We start from the raw sequence: 18903 nt of genomic DNA, 5'->3' as shown, positions 1-18903 counted from the left end.
CTGGACGAGGCCGCCGGTCACGCTGACCGGCGGCCTCGTCGCATCTCAGGACCCGGCGGCGGCAGCGGCGGCGACGGCGGCCCCACTGGCGGCCACTGCGGCGAAGACCTCCTCGATCGCCCGTTTCACCGCGGCGGCGGCCCAGGCGCCCTCGCTGATCTCCTTCAGGCGCCTCTTGACCAGCTTGCGGTCCAGGTCGGCGAAGACCTTGCGGCTGGTGTCGCTGGCGGCGACCAGGGCACAGAGCGCGGAGGTACGGGGATCCGCCTCGCCCGTACCCTCGATGGCCGCCCGCATCCGCGCCCGTGCCTCCGTCTCCACCACCGGCTCACCACCGGCGGCCGAGGGGTACCGGGTCTGCGGGAAGATGATCAGGAACTTGCCCTCCTCGGCCCGCAGCACCCCGGCGGCGACCAGATCGTCGAGCACCCGCTGCCGGGTTCCCTTGGCGAATTTCTGCACCCAGTGGCCCGGCTTGCGACTCTTGGTGTCGGTGGCGATCCGGGTGAGGCTCTGGTCCAGAAGCTCGTCGCCGGTCGCCGACGGGTCCCGGACCACGACCTTCTTGTCCACCACCTCGATGCGCTCGGCCAGCGCCAACTCCAGCAGGATCGCGCCACCCAGCGTGTAATCGAGGCGGGTGCTGTCGACGATCTTGCGGCCGTCGTCGTCGAACGCGAGAAGCGTGAACTCTTCCATCAGGTTCATGCCCCGAAGATTAGGACGGGATGTCACACCCGGCACGGTTAGTGGTGGGTGGTCCCGGTCCGGCAGAATGAGGTCCGAGGTGAATCGATCATGGACGGGCTGTTCCTGACCGCGGTGCTCCCGTTGGTGGCGTTCGCGCTGCTCACGATGGGCAACGCGTTCTTCGTGGCGGCCGAGTTCGGGTTGGTCACCGTGGACCGGGTGGAGATCGACGGCCGGGCCGCCGCCGGCGACCGCCGGGCCGTCAAGGTCCGCACCGCCCTGCACGAGCTCTCCTTCCAGCTCTCCGGCGCCCAGCTCGGCATCACGCTCACCGCGCTGCTCACCGGTTACCTGGCCCAGCCCGCGCTCTCGACCATCTTCAACCCGGTGGTGGAGCCGATCGCCGGTGAGTCCACCGAGACGATCACCCACGTGCTCGCCCTGGTCGTGGCGACGCTGCTGTCGATGCTCTTCGGCGAGCTGGTGCCGAAGAACGCGGCGCTGGCCCGCCCGATGGGCATCGCCCTGCGGACCGCCGGCCCGCTGCGCGCCTTCTCGACCCTGCTGAGATGGTTGATCGCCGCGCTCAACGGCACCGCGAACTGGCTGGTCCGCCGGCTCGGCATCGAGCCGCAGGAGGAGTTGGCCAGCGCCCGTTCGCCGGAGGAGCTGGGGTTGCTCGCCGCGATCAGCGCCTCGGCCGGCGCGCTGCCCACCGAGACCGCCACCCTGCTGCGCCGCACCATCCGGTTCGGCGAGAAACGGGCGGCCAAGGCGATGACCCCACGGGTCGACGTGGTCGGGCTCAAGACCACCGCCAGCGTCGCCGACCTGATCACGGTGGCTCGCGAGACCGGGCACACCCGTTTCCCGGTGTACGAGAACACTCTCGACGTCGTCACCGGGGTGGTCGGCGTCAACGACGCGCTCGGTGTGCCGCCCGAGCGCCGGGCCGCCACCCGGGTGTCCGCGGTGGCCCGGGAGCCGGTCTACGTGCCGGAGAGCCTCGGGCTGGACAAGGTCCTGGAGGCGCTCCGGGCGGCGGGGGCCGACCTGGCCATCGTCGTCGACGAGTACGGCGGCACCGACGGCGTGGTCAGCACCGAGGATCTGATCGAGGAACTGGTCGGGGAGATCGCCGACGAGTACGACACCGATCTCGACGAGACCGGCACCAGCGAGCTGACCGCCCCGGGCGGGGAGAAGACGTTCCTGGTCGACGGCGTCCTACGGGAGGACGAGGTGCACGAGCAGACCGGGTTCCGGCTGCCCGAGGGGCCGTACGAGACGCTTGCCGGTTTCCTGCTCGCCCGCCTCGGCCACATCCCGGTCGCCGGTGAGTCGCTGGAGGAAGACGGGTGGGAGTTCACCGTGATGGAGGTCGACCGCCACCGGATCGAGCAGGTGCGCGTGGTCGCGCCGCCGGAGCCGGCCAATGACTGAGCCTGCGAACGATTCGGCCCGTTCGGGTTCCACGGCACGGCGGTACCGGAGCGCAGCGGCGGTGACGGCATGAACGAGCTGCTGTTCGTCGCGGTGCTGCTGATCGGCAACGGGCTGTTCGTCGGCGGCGAGTTCGCCCTCATCGCGTCCCGGCGCACCGCGCTGGAACCGCTCGCCGCGACGTCGAAGGCGGCCCGCTGGGCGCTGTCGGCGATGAGCCAGATCCCGCTGATGATCGCCGGGGCGCAGCTCGGCATCACGATCTGCACCCTGGTGCTCGGCGCGATCGCCGAACCGACCGTGGCGCACCTGCTGGAGGGCCCGTTCCATGCGATCGGCATGCCGGAGAACGCGGTGCACCCGATCGCGTTCGTGCTGGCCCTGATGATCGTGACGTTCCTGCACACGGTGGTCGGCGAGATGGTCCCGAAGAACATCACGCTGGCCGGGCCGGAACGCTCGGCGCTCATCCTGGGCCCGTTCATGCTGGCGTTCTGCACCGCCACCAAGCCGCTGCTCAACGCGATGCGCTGGGCCTCCAAGATGATCCTGAAGCTGTGGAAGATCGAGACGACCGACTCGGTCAAGACCGTCTTCACCGCCGAGGAACTGGCCGGCATGGTCACCCAGGCACGCAGCGAGGGCCTGCTCGGTTCCGAGCAGTACGCCCGGATCCACGCCGCTCTCGGCCTCAGCAACCGCACCGCCGCCGACACCCTGCTGCCGTGGTCCCGGGTGACCACGGTGGCCGCCGACGTGTCACCGGCGACGCTGGAGGCGGTGGCGACCCGCAGCGGGCGGTCACGGTTCCCGGTGGTGCAGCGCGACACCCGGCGGGTGCTGGGCTTCGTGCACGTCAAAGACATCCTGGGGTACGCCGGAGCACAGCGCCGCCTGCCCATTCCGCCCGAGGTGATCCGGCCGCTCGGTGTGGTGCCGCCGGATCGGAGCCTGGCCGACCTGCTGCTCACCATGCGCCGCGACCGCCTGCACATCGTGCTGGTCAGCGACGGGCAGCGGCCGCTCGGAGTGATCACTCTGGACGACGTGCTGCACGCGGTGATCGGTGAACCGGCCGGCGCGGCACATCCGGCGGCACGGATGCGGTGATCTGCGTTACCCCGCAACGGATTCGGTGGTTCGGGCGAACACGTATGGGTGTATTCGCCGTCCTTGGGTGTTGCGGTTCGGTCCTCACGCGACAATCCGGACAATAGTCTTCATGCTTCACTCTCGGCGGCACACCGTATCGACAGGCGTCCTGTCAGCGTCGCTGGTCCTGGGCGCGATCACGCTTCTCCTGCAACACACCCCGTCGGTCGCCGGGCCCCGGCCGCCCGCCGGTCACAGCCAGCCGTCGCCCAGCGCCACGACCGTCGCCCCGACACTGGCCGCGAGCCGGGCCCGCCCGGGTTTCCTGAGCAACGTCGGCGCCTTCTCCGCACCCATCCCGCCGGGCCGCATCCGGATCGCCGGTGGGCCGTTCGCCGTGCACTACGACTTCGACGACGGGGTCGGCAGGCCGATCGCCGACGCCGACGGTGGGCACGAACTGCGCCCGCTCGGGCAGAACGGGGGTGCGCTGAGACTCGTACCGCAAGGGTCCGGTCTTGCCGTCGCCTATCCGGACCGATGCCACCTTCCGCGGGAAAGGGACTGCCCCCGGGCGATCCTCGAAGGTCTGCGCGACGACAGCCTCAATCCCGGCACCCGGCCGCTGCGCTACGGCGCCTCCATCCGGATGACCCACGCCGACCTCGCCGACGGTGCGAACGTCCTGCAGAAGGGCTACTCGGTCGGCGGCGTCAGCCAGTACAAGCTCCAGGTCGATCACCGGCAGGGGCATCCGAGCTGCGTGATCGCCGGCCTGCGGGCCCGCATCTACCGCGCCGAATCGTGGATCGACGTCGCCGACGGCGTCTGGCACGACCTGGAGTGCCGTCGCACCGCGACCCGCCTGATCATGTTCGTCGACGGCGCGCCCCGCGCGTGGGTACCGGTGCCGTCCCAGCTCGCCATCGCCAACGCCGAGCCGTTGCGGGTCGGCGGCAAGGGCCCGGCGCCCGGAAACGATCAGTTCGCCGGCGCGATCGACGACGTCTTCATCGCCATCGGCGACAGCTCGTAACCCGCCGCCGGTTGCTACGGCACGGGTTCCGGGCTGACCCCTCCACAAAGGCTCTGACCAGCAGATTGACGCTCGTCGAAGAGGCGGCCATACTCCCACTCTCGTAGCGATCGTGAACGATGGGGAGGCATTTCCTTTGCGGCGACACCTGTTCCTGCGGGCCGGGACGGCCCTGGCCCTGACCACCGTGACCCTCAGCCTGCCCACCGCGGCGATGGCCGAGGAGGAGGAGACCGTCGAAGCGGCGGCCGTGTCCTCGGCGGGGGTGACGATCGGTGGCCACCCGGTCTGGGCACACTTCAACAACCCGCCCGCGTTCAGCAACCGCGACCACACCATCACCAACGAGCTCATCCGGCTGATCAACGCCGCGCCGGCGACGTCCACCATCCGCGGGACCATCCACTCGCTGAGCATCCCCGCGGTGGCGAACGCCCTGGTGAACGCGCAGAACCGGAACGTCAACGTCTCGGTCGTCATCGACGGCAAGAACAAAGACCTCGACACCACGAACAACAACACCGCGGTCAAGGCGATCAAGACCCTGACCAACCACAGGTTCTGCACGTACGGGGACGGGCGCGCCTGCATCAGCACCAGCGCCGACGGTGACATGCACACGAAGATGTTCACCTTCAGCACCACGGCCGACCCGAACGGCGTCACCCGTAACAACGTCTCGTGGTTCGGTTCGGCGAACCTGACCTACGCGACCGGTCCCGACTCGTTCAACAACACCATCACGGTGTACGGCGACACCGCGCTCTACAACGGTTTCAACGCCAACTTCACCGACATGTGGAACCGCAGGCACTACACCGACAACGACTACTACGACGCCGCCTCCGGCCGTGGCTACTACCAGGCCGCCGCCGCGGACGCGTACGCCTCACCCGAGCAGGCCGGCGAGACCGACACCATCGTCACCCGGCTCAACGACGCCACCCCGGACGCGAACTGCCGGCTGCGCATCGGCATGTCGTTCGTGACCTCGGGCCGTCCCGGCCTGGTCAGCCTGGTGAAGAGGTTCAAGTCGGCCGGCTGCCAGATCTGGATGGTCGTCGGCACCAAGAGCGACACCGACCCCTCGATCAACATGACCGAGAGCGTCTACCAGGACCTGCTGGGCGCCGGCATCAAGATCCGCAAGAAGGCGAAGGTGCACGACAAGTTCTTCGCCCTCTACGCCAAGTTCGGCACCACCTACCAGTACCGCGTCTACACCGGTTCGCAGAACTGGAGCGCCGACGCCCTCACCGACAACGAAGAGATCTTCGTGAAGATGGCCCCGGAGCCGACCACTTCACACCCTCTCTACAACGCCTTCTACAACCACTTCAACGACGCCTACAACAACGGCACCGCCTGCGCCGCGTCCAACCCCGGCTGCTGACCGCTGCTTGACTGAGGGCCCTGGCAGGACTGTCGTCCGCCAGGGCCCTCATCTGTCGTCTGAGACCCGTCGGTGACCATCAGAGGACGCGAGCCCCGACCATGTCGCGACCACCACCTTCGCCACCGGGCTGTTGCGTGGACAGCTGTGGCGCGTAAAGAACCGTAGATGTCCATGCAGCGGTGTCGGCGGTGGCGCGTGCCAGCGCCGGGCGGAGGGCGCCGGGCGGAGGGCGCCGGGCGCCGGGCGGAGGGCGCCGGGCGGAGGGCGCCGGGCGGAGGGCGGAGGGCGCGAGCCTGCGCGACATCATGGCGCGGATGGGGCACGACAGTCCGGGCGCCGCACAGATCTACCAGCACACCGACCAGGAGGCCGATCACGGCATCGCCGATGCGATGGACAGGGCGGTCAAGGCCGGCTGACGCAAGCCCAGCAAGCGCAAGGCGAAGCGGGCCGCCGAGGGCGGAGAAACGGCCACCACGGCGGGTCAATGGCACATGCAGCCGTTTTCAGCCGCTGGAACGACGGAAGCCCTGGCAGGACATGTGTCCTGACCAGGGCTCCGGCAAGTGGAGCGGGTGACGGGAATCGAACCCGCGCTGTCAGCTTGGGAAGCTGATGTTCTGCCATTGAACTACACCCGCAAGCTGCCTCACTGTACCTGATTATCCGAGTCGGTGGCGGCACCGCCCCGGGGAGCGGTTTGCGGGCGTAGCGGATGGGCCGGAGCGGTCAGCCGGAGATGAGCGTGGACGTGCGGCAGCCGGCACCTGCTGGACCGGGTGGTCAGCCGGAGATAGGCGTGGGCGTGCGGCGGCCGGCGCCTGCTGGACCGGGGTGATCAGCCGGAGATGGCCAGGATGTAGCGGACGAGGTGAGTGGTCAGCCGGAGATGGCCAGCATGTAGCGGACGAGGTGAGCGGTCAGCCGCCGACGGCGAGGATGTGGCCGATGGGGTGGTCAGCCGGCAATGGCGAGGGTGGGCCGGGACGGGCTGGGGGCCCGCCACGTGCGGGCGTAAGCCGGCAGGAACGGGGTAGCGGCCAGCGGCAGCGCGCCGGCCGGGCCGTGGCGGCGCAGCATCGCGGTCTCGACGGTCAGCTCGAACAGGCGCCAGTCGACGTCGGGGGAGGCGTGCAGCGCGCCGGCCAGGTGGGCGACGGTGAGCGGATCGCGGACCGGGAGGGCCCGGCCGGTCAGGCAGGCCTCGTCGTCGTTGTCCTCGGGTGGGTAGGCGTGGAGGGCGTAGCGCCCGTCGCGTTCCAGGTCGCGGCGTTTCGGCGAGTCGACGATGAAGCAGTAGAGCCCGTCGCCGGTGAAGACCGGCGAGACCGGGTGGACCCGTGGGCCACCATCGGGGCGGATCGTCGCCAGATAGCCCATGCCGGGGCCGTACTGCTGCAGGAGCGCACGGATGCCGTCGGCGAGCGTGGGCTCGGCGACCGCGAAATCGGACCAGGAAGCCATACCCGCATTCTATCGAACACATGTTCGACCCGGCCAGCGAACACGCCGATTCGGGCAGGTCGGTATGGTGTTGCGATGCTGCTCTCCGACCGTGACCTGGCCGCCGAGATCAAGTCCGGTGGACTCTCACTCGAGCCATTCGAGCCGGCGCTCATGCAGCCGTCCAGCATCGACGTTCGGCTGGACCGCTTCTTCCGGGTGTTCAACAACCACCTGTACACGCACATCGACCCGGCCGAGCAGCAGGACGAGCTGACCGCCCCGGTCGAGGTGGAGGACGGTCAGCCGTTCGTGTTGCACCCGGGCGAGTTCGTGCTGGCATCGACGCTAGAAGTGGTCACTCTCGGACACGACCTGGCGGCCCGGCTGGAGGGCAAGAGCAGCCTGGGACGGCTCGGCCTGCTCACCCACTCGACGGCGGGTTTCATCGACCCGGGCTTCTCCGGGCACGTCACGCTGGAGCTCTCCAACGTGGCCAATCTGCCGATCAAGCTGTGGCCGGGGATGAAGATCGGTCAGCTGTGCATCTTCCGGCTCTCCAGCCCGGCCGAGCATCCGTATGGTTCGGCCGTCTACGGCTCGCGTTACCAGGGTCAGCGCGGTCCGACCGCGAGCCGCTCGGCGCTGAACTTCCGCACCTGGTCGACGCGCTGACCCGCTGACCGACAGCGCGTGTTTTTCGGGCGCTGTGCGCGCTCGAACGGGTGATTCCGGTCAGTTCGCCGGCAGGCGGTGGACGCGGAGGCCGCGGGCTGAGGCGGTGCCGAGGACCTGTTCGATCTGCGCGGGGCTGAGCCCGGCGGTCGGGACGGGCAGGAGCCGTGCGCCGCGCAGCCGGAACAGCAGTTGCCCGGAGAGTTCCTCGACGGAGCGGAAGGCGCGCCACGCGTATGCATGCCGGCTCTCGGTGTCCGAACTGGCGATCCCGCCGTCGCTGATCTCGTAGGTGGTGAGCGGCCCGGACCGCAGGTTCCGGGCCGTGAGGTTGAGCAGGGCCAGCGGGACCGCCACGGCGAGGGCCGCCCCGCCGGTCAGCAGCACCGGGTCGAGATCGCCGGTGACGGCCAGCAGCAGCACGGTGAACAGCAGGATCGCCCACCCGAGGAGTCGAGCGAGCAGTACCGGACGGCGCAGGCCGTGCCGGGCGGCGGCCTCGGTCAGCGACGTGTCGGAAACCGCGGTGATCTGGATCTGCACCTCTGAAAGGTAGCTTTCCCGATCGGCAAACCGTCACTACCCGGACGGTCGGTAAATATCGGGCGGTCCGATTCTCCCGGCGCTGGATCTACGATGGCGGCGTGTATCTGATGATCTCGACCTACCAGAAGCCGCTCGCCGAGGTGGACGCGGCGCGTGCGGACCACCTCGCCTACCTCGCCGACCTGGAAGCCGGGGGTTACTCCGTCACCGCCGGCCGGATCGACCCGCCGACCGGTGGCATCATCCTGCTGGACGTCGACACCGAGGCGGAGGCGCAGGAGCTGATCGCCAAGGACCCGTACGTCCAGCGTGGTCTGGCCACGTACACCGCGACCGGCTGGCACCCGGCCCGCGGCGCCCTCGCCGGTTACCAGCGGGTCCGTCCGGCCTGACCGCCCGATCAGAGCGCGTCGCCGGGCAACAGTCCTCTGATCGACAGCTCGGCGGAGACCTCCGGCGGGCACTCGTCGACGATCACGGCCGCGCCGGTGTACCGGGAGCCGAGCAGGTTCCGCAGCCCGCGGGCCTGGGCGCCGGTGGCGGCCCAGTCGTCGACGACGAGGACCCGGTCGTCCGGGCCGACCAGGTTCTCCCGGATGCCGAGGCGCTGCACGTCGCCGCGGTGGTCGGTGGGGACGTCGGCCCAGATCATCGGCTCGGCGATGGCGCGGCGGGCACCGGCCCGGTACGCCTCCACGAATCCCACCCCGAGCGCCCGTGCCACCAACGGGCCCACCATGAAACCGGTGACCTCGGGCGAGACCACGACGGTGGGCCGTTCGGCGTGGAACAGTCCGGCCAGCGCGGGGCCGAGCCCGTCCAGGATCCGGGGGTCCCGCCACCAGCCGGAACGGTCACTGACCAGGTAGTCGTGGCCGGGGCCGAGCTCGGTCCAGCGGAACGCGGCGCGCAGCAGGTCGCGAAGGTCGTCGGTCACGAGGTAGAACCTAGTCGGACCGTCCGAATGACCTGAGAACCACCGGTGGGTCAGAACCACCTCAGCCTACGGGTCAAGTTGATACCCGACGTGAGGCCGATCGGGCATGCTAATCCGCGGAACCATGCCTACTTTCATGGCGGGACGACGCCCGCTGAGCCCAGGGAACCGCGCCGGCCTCGGCGCGGCCCTTCTGCTGCTCGCCGTCGTGTCCGCCATGGAGCTCGCTGAGGGGCCGCAGGCCAGCTTCGTCGGGCTGCTGGCGGCGGTCCCGTTCCTGGCCGCGGTCTTCGCCCGGTGGCAGATGGTGCTCGGCGCCGGCGCGGTCGCGACCCTGGTCGGCGGTGTCTTCGTCGGCATGGGCGGTGGGCACGCCGGCCCACTCGGGCTCGTCGGTCAGCCAGGGCTCGCCGGGCTGGTCAACCTCGTCGGGATCATCCTGGCCACCGGGGTCGCGGCGGCCGGCGCCACGATCCGGGAGCGGCAGGACGAGAGGATCGCCGGGCTGCTGCGGCTGGCGGCGGTGGCCCAGCAGGCGGTGCTCCGGCCGGTGGGGCCGCAGGTGGGCGCGCTGGCGGTGGCCGGGCGGTACATCTCGGCGACCGCGGCGGCGGACATCGGCGGCGACCTGTACGAGGCGCTCGACACGCCGTACGGGGTCCGGATCATCATCGGTGACGTCCGCGGGAAGGGCCTGGACGCGGTCCGGTTGGCGAGCATCGTGCTGGGGTCGTACCGGCACGTCGCCTATGAGAAGCCCGACCTGCGGTCGATCGTCCAGGACCTGGACAAGGCCGTGGCCCGCAGCGTCGGTGACGAGGATTTCGTGACCGCGGCCCTGGTCGAGGAGCGCGGCGGCACGCTGACCATCGTCAACTGTGGACATCCCGCCCCGTTGCTGCTGCGCCGGGGCCGGGTCATCCCGCTGGAGCCGCCCGCGCCGGCCCCGCCGCTCGGGTTCATGCCCGAGGTGAAGGCCCGGGTGGAGCGGCTGGAGCCGGGCGACCGGCTGCTGCTGTTCACCGACGGCCTCGGCGAGGCGCGCCGGGACGGTGAGTTCTTCCCGACCGCCGACCGCGCGTGGCGTCTGCTGGGCCACGGCACGGTCGGCGACGGGCTGGTGTCTCTGGAGACGGCGCTGGTGGACTGGGTCCACGGCCGTCTCGAGGACGACATCGCGCTGGTCTTGCTGGAGTACGCCGGACCGGAGGGCAACGCTGCCGTCTCGGTGCCGAGCTGGGAAGTGGGAGCGGCGGGCAGCTAGACCGCCGCTGTCTCCTCGGGCTCGCTCGGCGCGGCCGGTGAGACGGGTGCCGGTGTCGGTGGCACGGGCTCGGGCTGGCGGTGCCGGCCGACGTAGTGGCGCGGCTGGTTCGCCTGGCGGGGCTCCGGGATAAGGCTCTTGATCGTGGCGAACATGGCATCCCCCTGTTCGTGAGCGTCTATCCGGAGAAACGAACCTTCGGACGCGGCGATACGTGACCTGAGTGTCGAAGTCCGCAAATGGCCGAACGGCTGTACCGGATGCCACCTGATCGGAGACGTTTGGCCCTCGAACCGACGGACAGGCCTCCCTCCAATCGGTGGGTCCGCAAGAAAGACCCCGGAAACCCTGCCCGGGTTGTCGGTGGCTACCGATCAGTAATACAGTGGGGTTACTGACGGGTAACTCGCGTCCGGAGAGCGGGGCCAAGCACCATGACGCACTACAAGAGCAACCTTCGTGACCTCCAGTTCAACCTGTTCGAGGTCTTCGGAGCGGAGAAGTCGCTCGGCCAGGCGCCGTTCGACGAGTTCGACCTGGAGAGCGCTCGTGACGTGCTCAACGAGGTCGACCGGCTGGCCCGCGAGGATCTCGCCGCCAGCTACACCGACGCGGACCGCAACCCGCCGATCTTCGACCCGGCGACGAACACCGCGCCGCTGCCGGAGTCGTTCAAGAAGTCCTTCGCGACCTTCATGGCCTCGGAGTTCTGGCGGCTCGACCTGCCCTCCGGTCTCGGTGGCACGCAGGCGCCGCGGAGCCTCGTCTGGGCCGTCGCCGAGCAGATCCTGGGCGCCAACGCCCCCGTGTGGATGTACTCGTCGGGCCCCTCGTTCGCCAACGTCATCTGGCACGAGGGCACCGAGGAGCAGAAGGAGTGGGCCAAGCTCTTCGTCGAGAAGCAGTGGGGCTCCACCATGGTCCTCACCGAGCCGGACGCCGGATCGGACGTCGGCGCCGGCCGCGCCCGCGCCATCCCGCAGCCGGACGGCTCGTGGCACATCGAGGGCGTGAAGCGGTTCATCACGTCGGGTGAGCACGACCTGAGCGACAACATCATCCACTACGTCCTGGCCCGCCCGGTGGGCGTCGAGGGCGTCGGCGGTCCCGGCACCAAGGGCCTCTCGCTCTTCATCGTGCCGAAGTACCACTTCGACCCGGCCACCGGCGAGCTCGGTGAGCGCAACGGCGTCTACGCCACCAACGTCGAGCACAAGATGGGCCTCAAGGTCTCCAACACGTGCGAGATGACCTTCGGTGAGCACGGCACCCCGGCCAAGGGTTGGCTGCTCGGCGAGGTGCACCAGGGCATCCGGCAGATGTTCCTGATCATCGAGAACGCCCGGATGATGGTCGGCACCAAGGCGATCGCCACCCTCTCGACCGGTTACCTGAATGCGCTGGAGTACGCGAAGAACCGCGTGCAGGGCGCCGACCTGGTGCAGAACGGTGACAAGACCGCCCCGCGCGTGACCATCACCCACCACCCGGACGTACGCCGTTCGCTGATGACCCAGAAGGCGTACGCCGAGGCTCTGCGCGCGCTGGTCATCTACACCGCGACCTGGCAGGACAAGGTAGCCATCGCGGAGGCCGCCGGCGACGAGAAGACCGCGAAGCTCGCGAGCCAGATCAACGACTTCCTGCTGCCGCTGGTCAAGGGCGTCGGCTCGGAGCGGGCGTACGAGCTGCTCGGTGCCGAGTCGCTGCAGACCTTCGGCGGTTCCGGCTTCCTCCAGGACTACCCGCTGGAGCAGTACGTCCGGGACGCGAAGATCGACACCCTGTACGAGGGCACGACCGCGATCCAGAGCCTCGACCTGATCTTCCGCAAGATTGTCAAGGACGGCGGCCGTACGCTCGGCACCATCGCCGCCGAGATCCAGGGCTTCATCGAGAGCGAGGCCGGCAACGGTCAGCTCAAGGACGAGCGGCTCGCCCTCGGCAAGGCGCTCGGCGAGATGCAGCAGATCCTCACGGTCACGCTGGGCTGGCTGGGCGCCGTGCAGAACGGTGAGGCCCGCGAGCTCTACAAGGTCGGCCTCAGCTCCCGCCGGATCCTGCTCGCCCTCGGCGACGTGATCCTCGCGTGGCTGCTGCTGCGTCAGGCCGAGGTGGCGCTGAACGCGCTGAACACCGAGGTCTCCGACGCGGACAAGAAGTTCTACACCGGCAAGGTGGCCGCGGCCCGCTTCTTCACCCGCGAGATCCTGCCGCGCATCGGCTCCGACCGCCGCGTCATCGAGAACACCACCCTCGACCTGATGGACCTGGACGAGGACGCGTTCTGATCCACAAGCTTTTCCCACTCTCCTGAAAAAGACCGGAGCCCGGCGGACAACGACGTCCTCCGGGCTCCGGTCTTTTGTCACCGCCCAAGGACCATACGGCGACGGTCCGGACCTGGCTTCCGGAAGTAGCGGGAGGGGCTCAGCCGCGGGCGGTGTGCGAGCGGGTCAGGCGCATCGCCCCCGGCTCGGCCTCGGACCAGGGTTTCTCGCCGGTGTGCACGGCGATTCCGGAGGTCTTCATCTCCACGACGGTGCCGGTGTACTGATCGTCCGGCAGCAGCAGAGCGGACACTTCGGACATCGTGGGATTGTGGCCGACGACCAGGACCGTACGCACGGTGCCCGGGACCTCCCGCAGCAGGTCGAAGACCTCGCCGCCGCGTCCCAGATAGAGCGAGTCCGGGTAGTGCACCTCGGGCGCCGGCTGGCCGGCCCGCGCCTGGGTCAGCGCGATCGCCGCGTTCTGCCAGGTCTGCCGGGTGCGCTTGGCGGGGGAGCAGAGCACCAGGTCGGGGTGCAGCCGCGCGTCCGCCAGCCAGGAGCCCGCCGCGTCGGCGTCGGAACGGCCGCGATCGGTGAGGGCGCGGTCGTAATCGTCGAGGTCGCCGGGCGTCTCCGCCTTGGCGTGGCGCAGCAGGATGAGCGTCCGCGTGGTCATCGCAACAGCTTGCCTGATTGGAACTTGAGGCGTGCGGGTATCTGCTCGATCGACGCATTCATCACGGTCGAGCGGCTCGCCCGGCCGAGCGGACACCACCCGAGGAGGGTCCGATGGGCATCGGTGCAAGCATTTTCCTGATCGCTTTGGGGGCGATCCTGGCGTTCGCCGTGGAGGCGGACATCAGTGGGCTCGACATCAGCGTGATCGGCTGGATCCTGATGCTCGCCGGGCTGGCCGGCCTGATCATCACGCTGGCGTTCTGGAGCCGTAGCCGCCGGACCGTGGTGACGCGGACGCAGCAGCCGCCGGTCGCCGGGGCGACCTACGCCACCGAGTACCGCGAGGTCCGCCGCGACGACGTCCCGCCGCCGCCCCCGCCGGCTTACCAGTGAGAAACGGCCCGGGGCGCGCGCCCCGGGCCATTCTTTTCGTTCCTCAGGCATACAGAGCTTCGTCCCTCAGGCGTACAGGGCGAAGTAGACGGCGATGTGGTGGCAGACCGCCGCGACCAGCGTGCAGGCGTGAAAGAACTCGTGGTGACCGAAAACGGCCGGCCACGGGTTGGGCTTGCGCAGGGCGTAGAAGACGGCCCCGATCGTGTAGATGGCGCCGCCCACGATCAGCAGGACCAGGCAGGTCGCACCGCCGACGTGCAGCACCTGGGGGATGATCGCGACGGCCACCCAGCCGAGTGCCACGTAGAGCGGCGCACCCGCCCAGCGTGGCAGGTGTGGCCAGATCATCTTCAGGGCGACGCCGCCGATCGCGCCGCCCCAGACCAGGCTGAGCAGGACGATCTGCTGGGTGCCCTCGAGCAGCATGGTGCAGAAGGGCGTGTAGCTGCCGGCGATGAAGATGAAGATCATCGAGTGGTCGGCGCGGCGCATGATCTGGTAACCGCGTTCGCTCCACACCCGCCGGTGGTAGAGCGCGCTGATGCCGAAGAGCCCGCACACCGTGATGCTGTAGATCAGGCAGCTGACGAACGGCGAGATGCCGGGGCGGGTCACTGCGATCGAGCTGAGCACGATGCCGCAGACGAGGGCGACGAAGAACGCGTACTGATGCAACCGGCCGCGGAGTCGCGGCTTGCCGAGGTCGGTCGGCTTCATCCGGAACGGGGCTGAGGTCGTCACGTCCTCAAGGTTACGGCACCGTAGGTTACCGGAGGGTAGTGACGCCGGATACGGTTGACGCCCCGGGATGATTTCCACATGAAGATACGACGGGTGGGTGCCGCAGGGCTACTGATCGAGTGCCCCGATCCGGACCGCGTCGAGGACTGGCGCGCTGAGCTGTGGCGACGCCGCGAATCCGGCGAGTTGCACGCCGCCGAAATCGTTCCCGGCGCGCTGACCGTCCTCCTCGACGGCGTCGCGCCGGGCACCGCGGAGCTGCTGGCGGCCTGGGAGCCGGCACCGGGGGAGCGTCGTTCCGGTGGCTCGAACGTGGCCATTCCCACCGTCTTCGACGGCGAGGACCTGGAGTCGGTCGCCGACCTCTGGGCGGTCACCCCGGACGAGGCGGTGCGCCGGCTGACCGCGACCCCGCTCACCGTCGCGTTCTCCGGCTTCGCGCCCGGATTCGCCTACATGCGTGGCTTTCCGGACGAGTGGGCGGTTCCCCGGCTCGCCGCTCCGCGGCCTCGCGTGCCGGCCGGATCGGTGGCGCTCGCCGGTGGTTACGCGGGCATCTACCCCACGGCGTCGCCGGGCGGGTGGCGGCTGGTCGGACGGACGGATCAAAAGCTCTTCGACGTACGCCGTGAGCACCCGGCCCTGCTCACCCCCGGCACCCGTGTCCGGTTGGTGGCGGCATGATCACCGTGCTGCGGGCCGGGCCGCTGACCACCGTCCAGGACCTGGGCCGGCCGGGATACGCGCACCTCGGCGTGCCCCGCTCCGGCGCTCTCGACCAGCCCGCGCTGCGCCTGGCCAACCGTTTCGTCGGCAACGCCGACGACGCGGCCGTCCTGGAGACGACAGTGCTCGGCTGCGCCCTCCGGTTCGCCGACCGTACCCTGGTCGCGGTCACCGGGGCCGTCGCGGACGTCGACGCCGACCGCCGCCCCGTCGAACGGCTTCGCGGATGTCAACTGTTCGAGGTACCCGCCGGTGGGATCCTCGACGTCAAACGGGCGACCCGTGGAGTCCGGTCCTACATCGCGGTGGCCGGGGGGATCGCGGTCGAGCCGGTGCTCGGGAGCCGGTCGACGGACACCCTCTCCGGGCTCGGGCCGGCCCGCCTGGCCGACGGCGACACGCTGCCGATCGGGGTTCCGGCGCTCGCGCCGTCGCTGGTCGGGGAGCCCGCGCCGATCACCGGCGAACTGGTGCTCGGGGTCCGGCTTGGGCCGCGCGACGACTGGTATGCGACGAAAGAGTTGTTCGGTTCCTCGTACCGGATCAGCCCGTTGAGCAACCGGGTCGGAGCCCGTCTGGCCGGCAACGCCCTGACCCGCGCAAAGGCCGGCGAACTGCCCTCCGAAGGAGTGGTTCTCGGGGCCGTGCAGGTCCCGGCGGACGGGCAGCCGATCATCTTCCTCGCCGACCACCCGACCACCGGTGGATATCCGGTCGTCGGGGTGGTCGACGACGTCACACCGCTCGCGCAGGCGCGGCCGGGGACTACCGTGAGGTTCCGTGAGCTCGATTGATCTGAACGCCGACCTGGGCGAGGGCTTCGGCGCCTGGCGTCTCGGCGACGACGACGCCCTCCTCGACGTGGTGACCTCGGCGAACGTGGCCTGCGGCTTCCACGCCGGCGATCCGTCCACGATGTACCGGGTGTGCCGGCTCGCCGTCGAGAAGGGTGTCGTGATCGGCGCCCAGGTCGGCTACCGGGATCTGGCCGGGTTCGGGCGGCGGCGCATCGACTACGACCACGACGAGTTGCGCGACGACATCCTGTACCAGATCGGGGCGCTCGAGGCGTTCTGCCGGGTCACCGGGGACCGGGTGCGCTACGTGAAACCGCACGGCGCCCTCTACAACACCGCCGCCGTCGACGTGGTTCAGTCGTCCGCGGTGGTCGCCGCCGTGCTGGCCTACGATTCCGCGCTGCCGGTGCTCTGCCAGCCCGGCTCGGTGCTGGCCGCCCGGGCCCTCGACGCCGGGCTCACGGTGATCGCGGAGGGCTTCGCCGACCGCGGTTACCTCCCCGACGGCCGGCTGGTCCCCCGTTCCCGGCCGGACGCGCTGGTGCACGACCCGGACGAGGTGGTCGCCCGGGCCGTGCGAATGGCTGTCGACGGCGAGGTGGTCGCCGTCGACGGCACCGTCGTGCCCTGCCCGGTCCGTTCCATCTGCCTGCACGGGGACACACCCGGTGCGGTGCGGTTGGCGGCCGCGGTGCGGGCCGGGATGGCCGGGCAGGCGACCGTTCAGGCCTTCTGACGAGCACGTCCACCAGGGCGACCCTGTTCTCGTACCCTGTCGAACAACGCCGCGACGTCCTTGCGGATCAACGCGGCGTCGTCCGGTTGTCTGCTGTCCTCCATGCACCGTTATCCGTCACTCGGCACTATCCGTCACTCGGCACGGAGGAGGTCACACGGGTCAGGCGTCCATGCCGCGAAGGATCAACGGCAGCCGGTCCGGAGCGGCCGGATCGATCACGATCGGCACACCCCAGTCCTGCCGGGTCAGGTGGCAGGCGCCGAACTCGGCGTCCACATCGCACGTCGCCGCCTGCGCGACCACCTGGAGGACGCCCTTGGGCACATCCGGGTTGAGAACGATCCGGCGGGACAGTTCGGTGGTGGTCCCCTCCCCCTCCAGCAGCAGTTCGGCGGGGGACGCCGACACCACCAGCCGAACCGGCGAGCCGAACTGGCTGTCCAGCTTCTGTCCCGGCGCCGGCGTGAAGATCACGTCGAGAGTGACCTCGCCCGGCGCCAGGTGCGACGGGGGCCGCTCGGTCTTGTGCCGCTCACCAGTGACCGTCGTGACCACCCCGGGAGCGAGCCGGGTCAGCCGGTGCGCCGCCGACTCCACCACGATGACCGTGTTGTCCGCGGTGACCAGGATGTCACTTGGTTCGCCGAGTCCGGAATCCACCGTGGACACCGCGCCGGACGCCGGGTCGAATCGCCGGACCGCGCCGTTGTAGGTGTCCGCCACCAACACCGAGCCGTCCGCCGTCGCCGCCACACCGAGCGGGTGCTGAAACAGAGCCTCAGCCGCCGGGCCGTCCACGTGACCGAAATCGAACAGCCCCTGCCCGACTGCGGTGTGCATCACGCCGTCCTCGACGAACCGCAGCGCGGACGTCTCGCTGTCGGCGATCCACAGCCGGTTCCCACCCACCGACAGGCCGGACGGCTGGGCCATCCACACGTCCGGGATCGGGCCGTCCCGCAGCGCCTCCACCGTCGTGCCCGCGTACACGCCGACCGTGCGCTTGATCGGATCGAACCACCACAACTGGTGGATCCCGGCCATCGCGATGATGACCTTGTCGTCGAACCAGGCCACATCCCACGGCGACGACAGATCGGCTGCGAGCGCGTCGTGCGCGTGGTCGTCGACAGTCGAACGCCACGGCTTCCCCGAACCGGCGACCAGGGTGACCGCACCGGTCGTCAGATTCAGCCCACGGAGCTGGTGGTTGACGGTATCGGCGACGACCACGTCGTAACCCGCCGTCTCGGCGACACCCGGCGGCAGCAGGACCAGACCCTGCGGCTCGCTGAACGGCTCGCCCCGCACACCGCTGCCGAACGCGCGGACCAGGGTCTCGCCGTCCGGGGACAGCTCGACGATCCGGTGCCGCGCCGAATCCGAGACCAGCAGATGGCCGCCGGGCAGCTCGATCGCCTTGCCCGGGAAGTGCAGCAGGCCCTCCGGCGCGGGCGGCGGAACATAAGGCCCGTCGCCGCGGTGCAGGCTGCCGTTCGCCTCGTGCTTGGCGACCAACTCGTCGATCAACCGGGACAGGCCCTCGGCGTGCCCCTCGCCGGCCATCGACGCGACCAGGTAACCCTCCGGGTCGACCACGGCCAGGGTCGGCCAGGCCTTCGCGGCGTACTGCTGCCAGATGTGCATGTCGCCGTCATCGACGACGGGGTGGTGCACGCCGTAACGCTCCACGGCTGCGGCCAGCGCCTTCGGGTCACGCTCGTGCTCGAACTTCGGCGAGTGCACGCCGATCACGACGAGGGCGTCACCGTACTTCTCCTCGAGCGGACGAAGCTCGTCCAGGACGTGGAGGCAATTAATGCAGCAGAAAGTCCAGAAATCCAATAAAAGGATTTTTCCGCGCAGATCGGCCAGGGTGAGAGCCTTACCGCCGGTGTTCAGCCAACCGCGACCCTTGAGTTCGGGCGCACGCACGCGAAATTCCATCCGCCAATCCTCCCTCACCCGGTTTCCGGCCACCGTGGCGGTCCACAGACGCGAAACGGCCCCCGCTCGCCGAGCGGGGGCCGA

General features: G+C 69.7%; 19 protein-coding genes, 1 tRNA gene and 1 pseudogene. 13 read left to right on the top strand and 8 right to left on the bottom strand.

From position 1 onward, the window contains the following. Positions 1-45: 45 nt before the first annotated feature. Positions 46-708 (bottom strand): GOLPH3/VPS74 family protein, encoded by a 663-nt coding sequence (locus Aut01nite_RS19560; RefSeq protein ID WP_043525758.1) that lies wholly within the window; start codon positions 706-708, stop codon positions 46-48. Positions 709-798: 90 nt separating this feature from the next. Here Aut01nite_RS19560 and Aut01nite_RS19555 point away from each other — a divergent pair, with 90 nt between their 5' ends. The 5 genes and pseudogenes from Aut01nite_RS19555 to Aut01nite_RS45130 all read left to right on the top strand — a co-directional run. Beyond that, positions 799-2133, top strand: a complete 1335-nt coding sequence (locus tag Aut01nite_RS19555; RefSeq protein ID WP_043525757.1) for a hemolysin family protein — start codon at positions 799-801, stop codon at positions 2131-2133. Between the two features lie 69 nt (positions 2134-2202). Beyond that, positions 2203-3243: a hemolysin family protein gene (locus tag Aut01nite_RS19550; RefSeq protein ID WP_043525756.1), complete on the top strand. Its 1041-nt coding sequence runs from the start codon at positions 2203-2205 to the stop codon at positions 3241-3243. A gap of 112 nt (positions 3244-3355) precedes the next feature. Beyond that, positions 3356-4261, top strand: a complete 906-nt coding sequence (locus Aut01nite_RS19545; RefSeq protein ID WP_043525755.1) for a LamG-like jellyroll fold domain-containing protein — start codon at positions 3356-3358, stop codon at positions 4259-4261. Between the two features lie 136 nt (positions 4262-4397). Beyond that, positions 4398-5654: a phospholipase D-like domain-containing protein gene (locus tag Aut01nite_RS19540; RefSeq protein ID WP_052163823.1), complete on the top strand. Its 1257-nt coding sequence runs from the start codon at positions 4398-4400 to the stop codon at positions 5652-5654. 278 nt (positions 5655-5932) lie between these two features. Continuing rightward, positions 5933-6208 (top strand): annotated as a pseudogene (locus Aut01nite_RS45130) (hypothetical protein); the annotation flags it as partial. A 16-nt stretch (positions 6209-6224) separates the two neighbouring features. Here the strand turns inward: Aut01nite_RS45130 and Aut01nite_RS19530 are convergent. Continuing rightward, positions 6225-6298 (bottom strand) — tRNA-Gly (locus Aut01nite_RS19530). 316 nt (positions 6299-6614) lie between these two features. Next, positions 6615-7121 carry a pyridoxamine 5'-phosphate oxidase family protein gene (locus Aut01nite_RS19525; RefSeq protein ID WP_043525754.1) on the bottom strand — a complete coding sequence of 169 codons (507 nt, stop codon included), beginning with the start codon at positions 7119-7121 and terminating at the stop codon, positions 6615-6617. Positions 7122-7196: 75 nt separating this feature from the next. On the opposite strand from Aut01nite_RS19525, the gene dcd reads away from it, so the two are divergent. Next, positions 7197-7775 carry a dCTP deaminase gene (gene dcd, locus Aut01nite_RS19520; protein ID WP_043525753.1) on the top strand — a complete coding sequence of 193 codons (579 nt, stop codon included), beginning with the start codon at positions 7197-7199 and terminating at the stop codon, positions 7773-7775. Between the two features lie 60 nt (positions 7776-7835). Here the strand turns inward: dcd and Aut01nite_RS19515 are convergent, their stop codons facing one another. After that, the gene (locus tag Aut01nite_RS19515) at positions 7836-8318 is read right to left on the bottom strand and encodes a YcxB family protein (protein ID WP_043525752.1); all 483 of its coding nucleotides are present in this window, start codon (positions 8316-8318) and stop codon (positions 7836-7838) included. Positions 8319-8428: 110 nt separating this feature from the next. Between Aut01nite_RS19515 and Aut01nite_RS19510 the strand changes: the two genes are divergently transcribed. Further along, the gene (locus Aut01nite_RS19510) at positions 8429-8713 is read left to right on the top strand and encodes a YciI family protein (RefSeq protein WP_043525873.1); all 285 of its coding nucleotides are present in this window, start codon (positions 8429-8431) and stop codon (positions 8711-8713) included. Between the two features lie 8 nt (positions 8714-8721). On the opposite strand, the gene Aut01nite_RS19505 is transcribed toward Aut01nite_RS19510, so the two are convergent. Further along, positions 8722-9258 carry a phosphoribosyltransferase gene (locus Aut01nite_RS19505; protein ID WP_052163822.1) on the bottom strand — a complete coding sequence of 179 codons (537 nt, stop codon included), beginning with the start codon at positions 9256-9258 and terminating at the stop codon, positions 8722-8724. A 106-nt stretch (positions 9259-9364) separates the two neighbouring features. Between Aut01nite_RS19505 and Aut01nite_RS19500 the strand changes: the two genes are divergently transcribed. Continuing rightward, complete coding sequence (locus tag Aut01nite_RS19500) at positions 9365-10522, top strand: PP2C family protein-serine/threonine phosphatase (RefSeq protein ID WP_043525751.1); 1158 nt, start codon at positions 9365-9367, stop codon at positions 10520-10522. A 434-nt stretch (positions 10523-10956) separates the two neighbouring features. Next, positions 10957-12813 (top strand): acyl-CoA dehydrogenase, encoded by a 1857-nt coding sequence (locus tag Aut01nite_RS19495; protein WP_043525750.1) that lies wholly within the window; start codon positions 10957-10959, stop codon positions 12811-12813. Positions 12814-12952: 139 nt separating this feature from the next. On the opposite strand, the gene Aut01nite_RS19490 is transcribed toward Aut01nite_RS19495, so the two are convergent. Continuing rightward, positions 12953-13471, bottom strand: a complete 519-nt coding sequence (locus tag Aut01nite_RS19490) for a SixA phosphatase family protein (protein WP_043525749.1) — start codon at positions 13469-13471, stop codon at positions 12953-12955. Positions 13472-13584: 113 nt separating this feature from the next. Between Aut01nite_RS19490 and Aut01nite_RS19485 the strand changes: the two genes are divergently transcribed. After that, positions 13585-13866, top strand: a complete 282-nt coding sequence (locus Aut01nite_RS19485; protein WP_043525748.1) for a DUF6458 family protein — start codon at positions 13585-13587, stop codon at positions 13864-13866. A gap of 66 nt (positions 13867-13932) precedes the next feature. On the opposite strand, the gene trhA is transcribed toward Aut01nite_RS19485, so the two are convergent. Then, on the bottom strand, positions 13933-14610 hold the full coding sequence (gene trhA, locus Aut01nite_RS19480; RefSeq protein ID WP_043525747.1) for a PAQR family membrane homeostasis protein TrhA: 678 nt from the start codon (positions 14608-14610) through the stop codon (positions 13933-13935). A gap of 78 nt (positions 14611-14688) precedes the next feature. Here trhA and Aut01nite_RS19475 point away from each other — a divergent pair, with 78 nt between their 5' ends. From Aut01nite_RS19475 to Aut01nite_RS19465, 3 genes are read left to right on the top strand one after another with little or no spacing between them, the layout of a single operon-like run. Continuing rightward, on the top strand, positions 14689-15294 hold the full coding sequence (locus Aut01nite_RS19475) for a 5-oxoprolinase subunit B family protein (protein ID WP_043525746.1): 606 nt from the start codon (positions 14689-14691) through the stop codon (positions 15292-15294). Then, complete coding sequence (locus Aut01nite_RS19470; RefSeq protein WP_043525745.1) at positions 15291-16130, top strand: 5-oxoprolinase subunit C family protein; 840 nt, start codon at positions 15291-15293, stop codon at positions 16128-16130. Before Aut01nite_RS19475 ends, Aut01nite_RS19470 begins: the two co-directional genes overlap by 4 nt. Next, on the top strand, positions 16126-16869 hold the full coding sequence (locus tag Aut01nite_RS19465; protein WP_043525869.1) for a LamB/YcsF family protein: 744 nt from the start codon (positions 16126-16128) through the stop codon (positions 16867-16869). Before Aut01nite_RS19470 ends, Aut01nite_RS19465 begins: the two co-directional genes overlap by 5 nt. 162 nt (positions 16870-17031) lie before the next feature. On the opposite strand, the gene Aut01nite_RS19460 is transcribed toward Aut01nite_RS19465, so the two are convergent. Further along, on the bottom strand, positions 17032-18819 hold the full coding sequence (locus Aut01nite_RS19460) for an NHL domain-containing thioredoxin family protein (protein WP_043525744.1): 1788 nt from the start codon (positions 18817-18819) through the stop codon (positions 17032-17034). Positions 18820-18903: the final 84 nt, after the last annotated feature.

Source organism: Actinoplanes utahensis (assembly GCF_016862455.1).
Classification (GTDB): Bacteria; Actinomycetota; Actinomycetes; order Mycobacteriales; family Micromonosporaceae; genus Actinoplanes; species Actinoplanes utahensis.
Note: the sequence above shows the minus strand (reverse complement) of the source record. Positions and strands in the feature narration are given on the sequence as shown.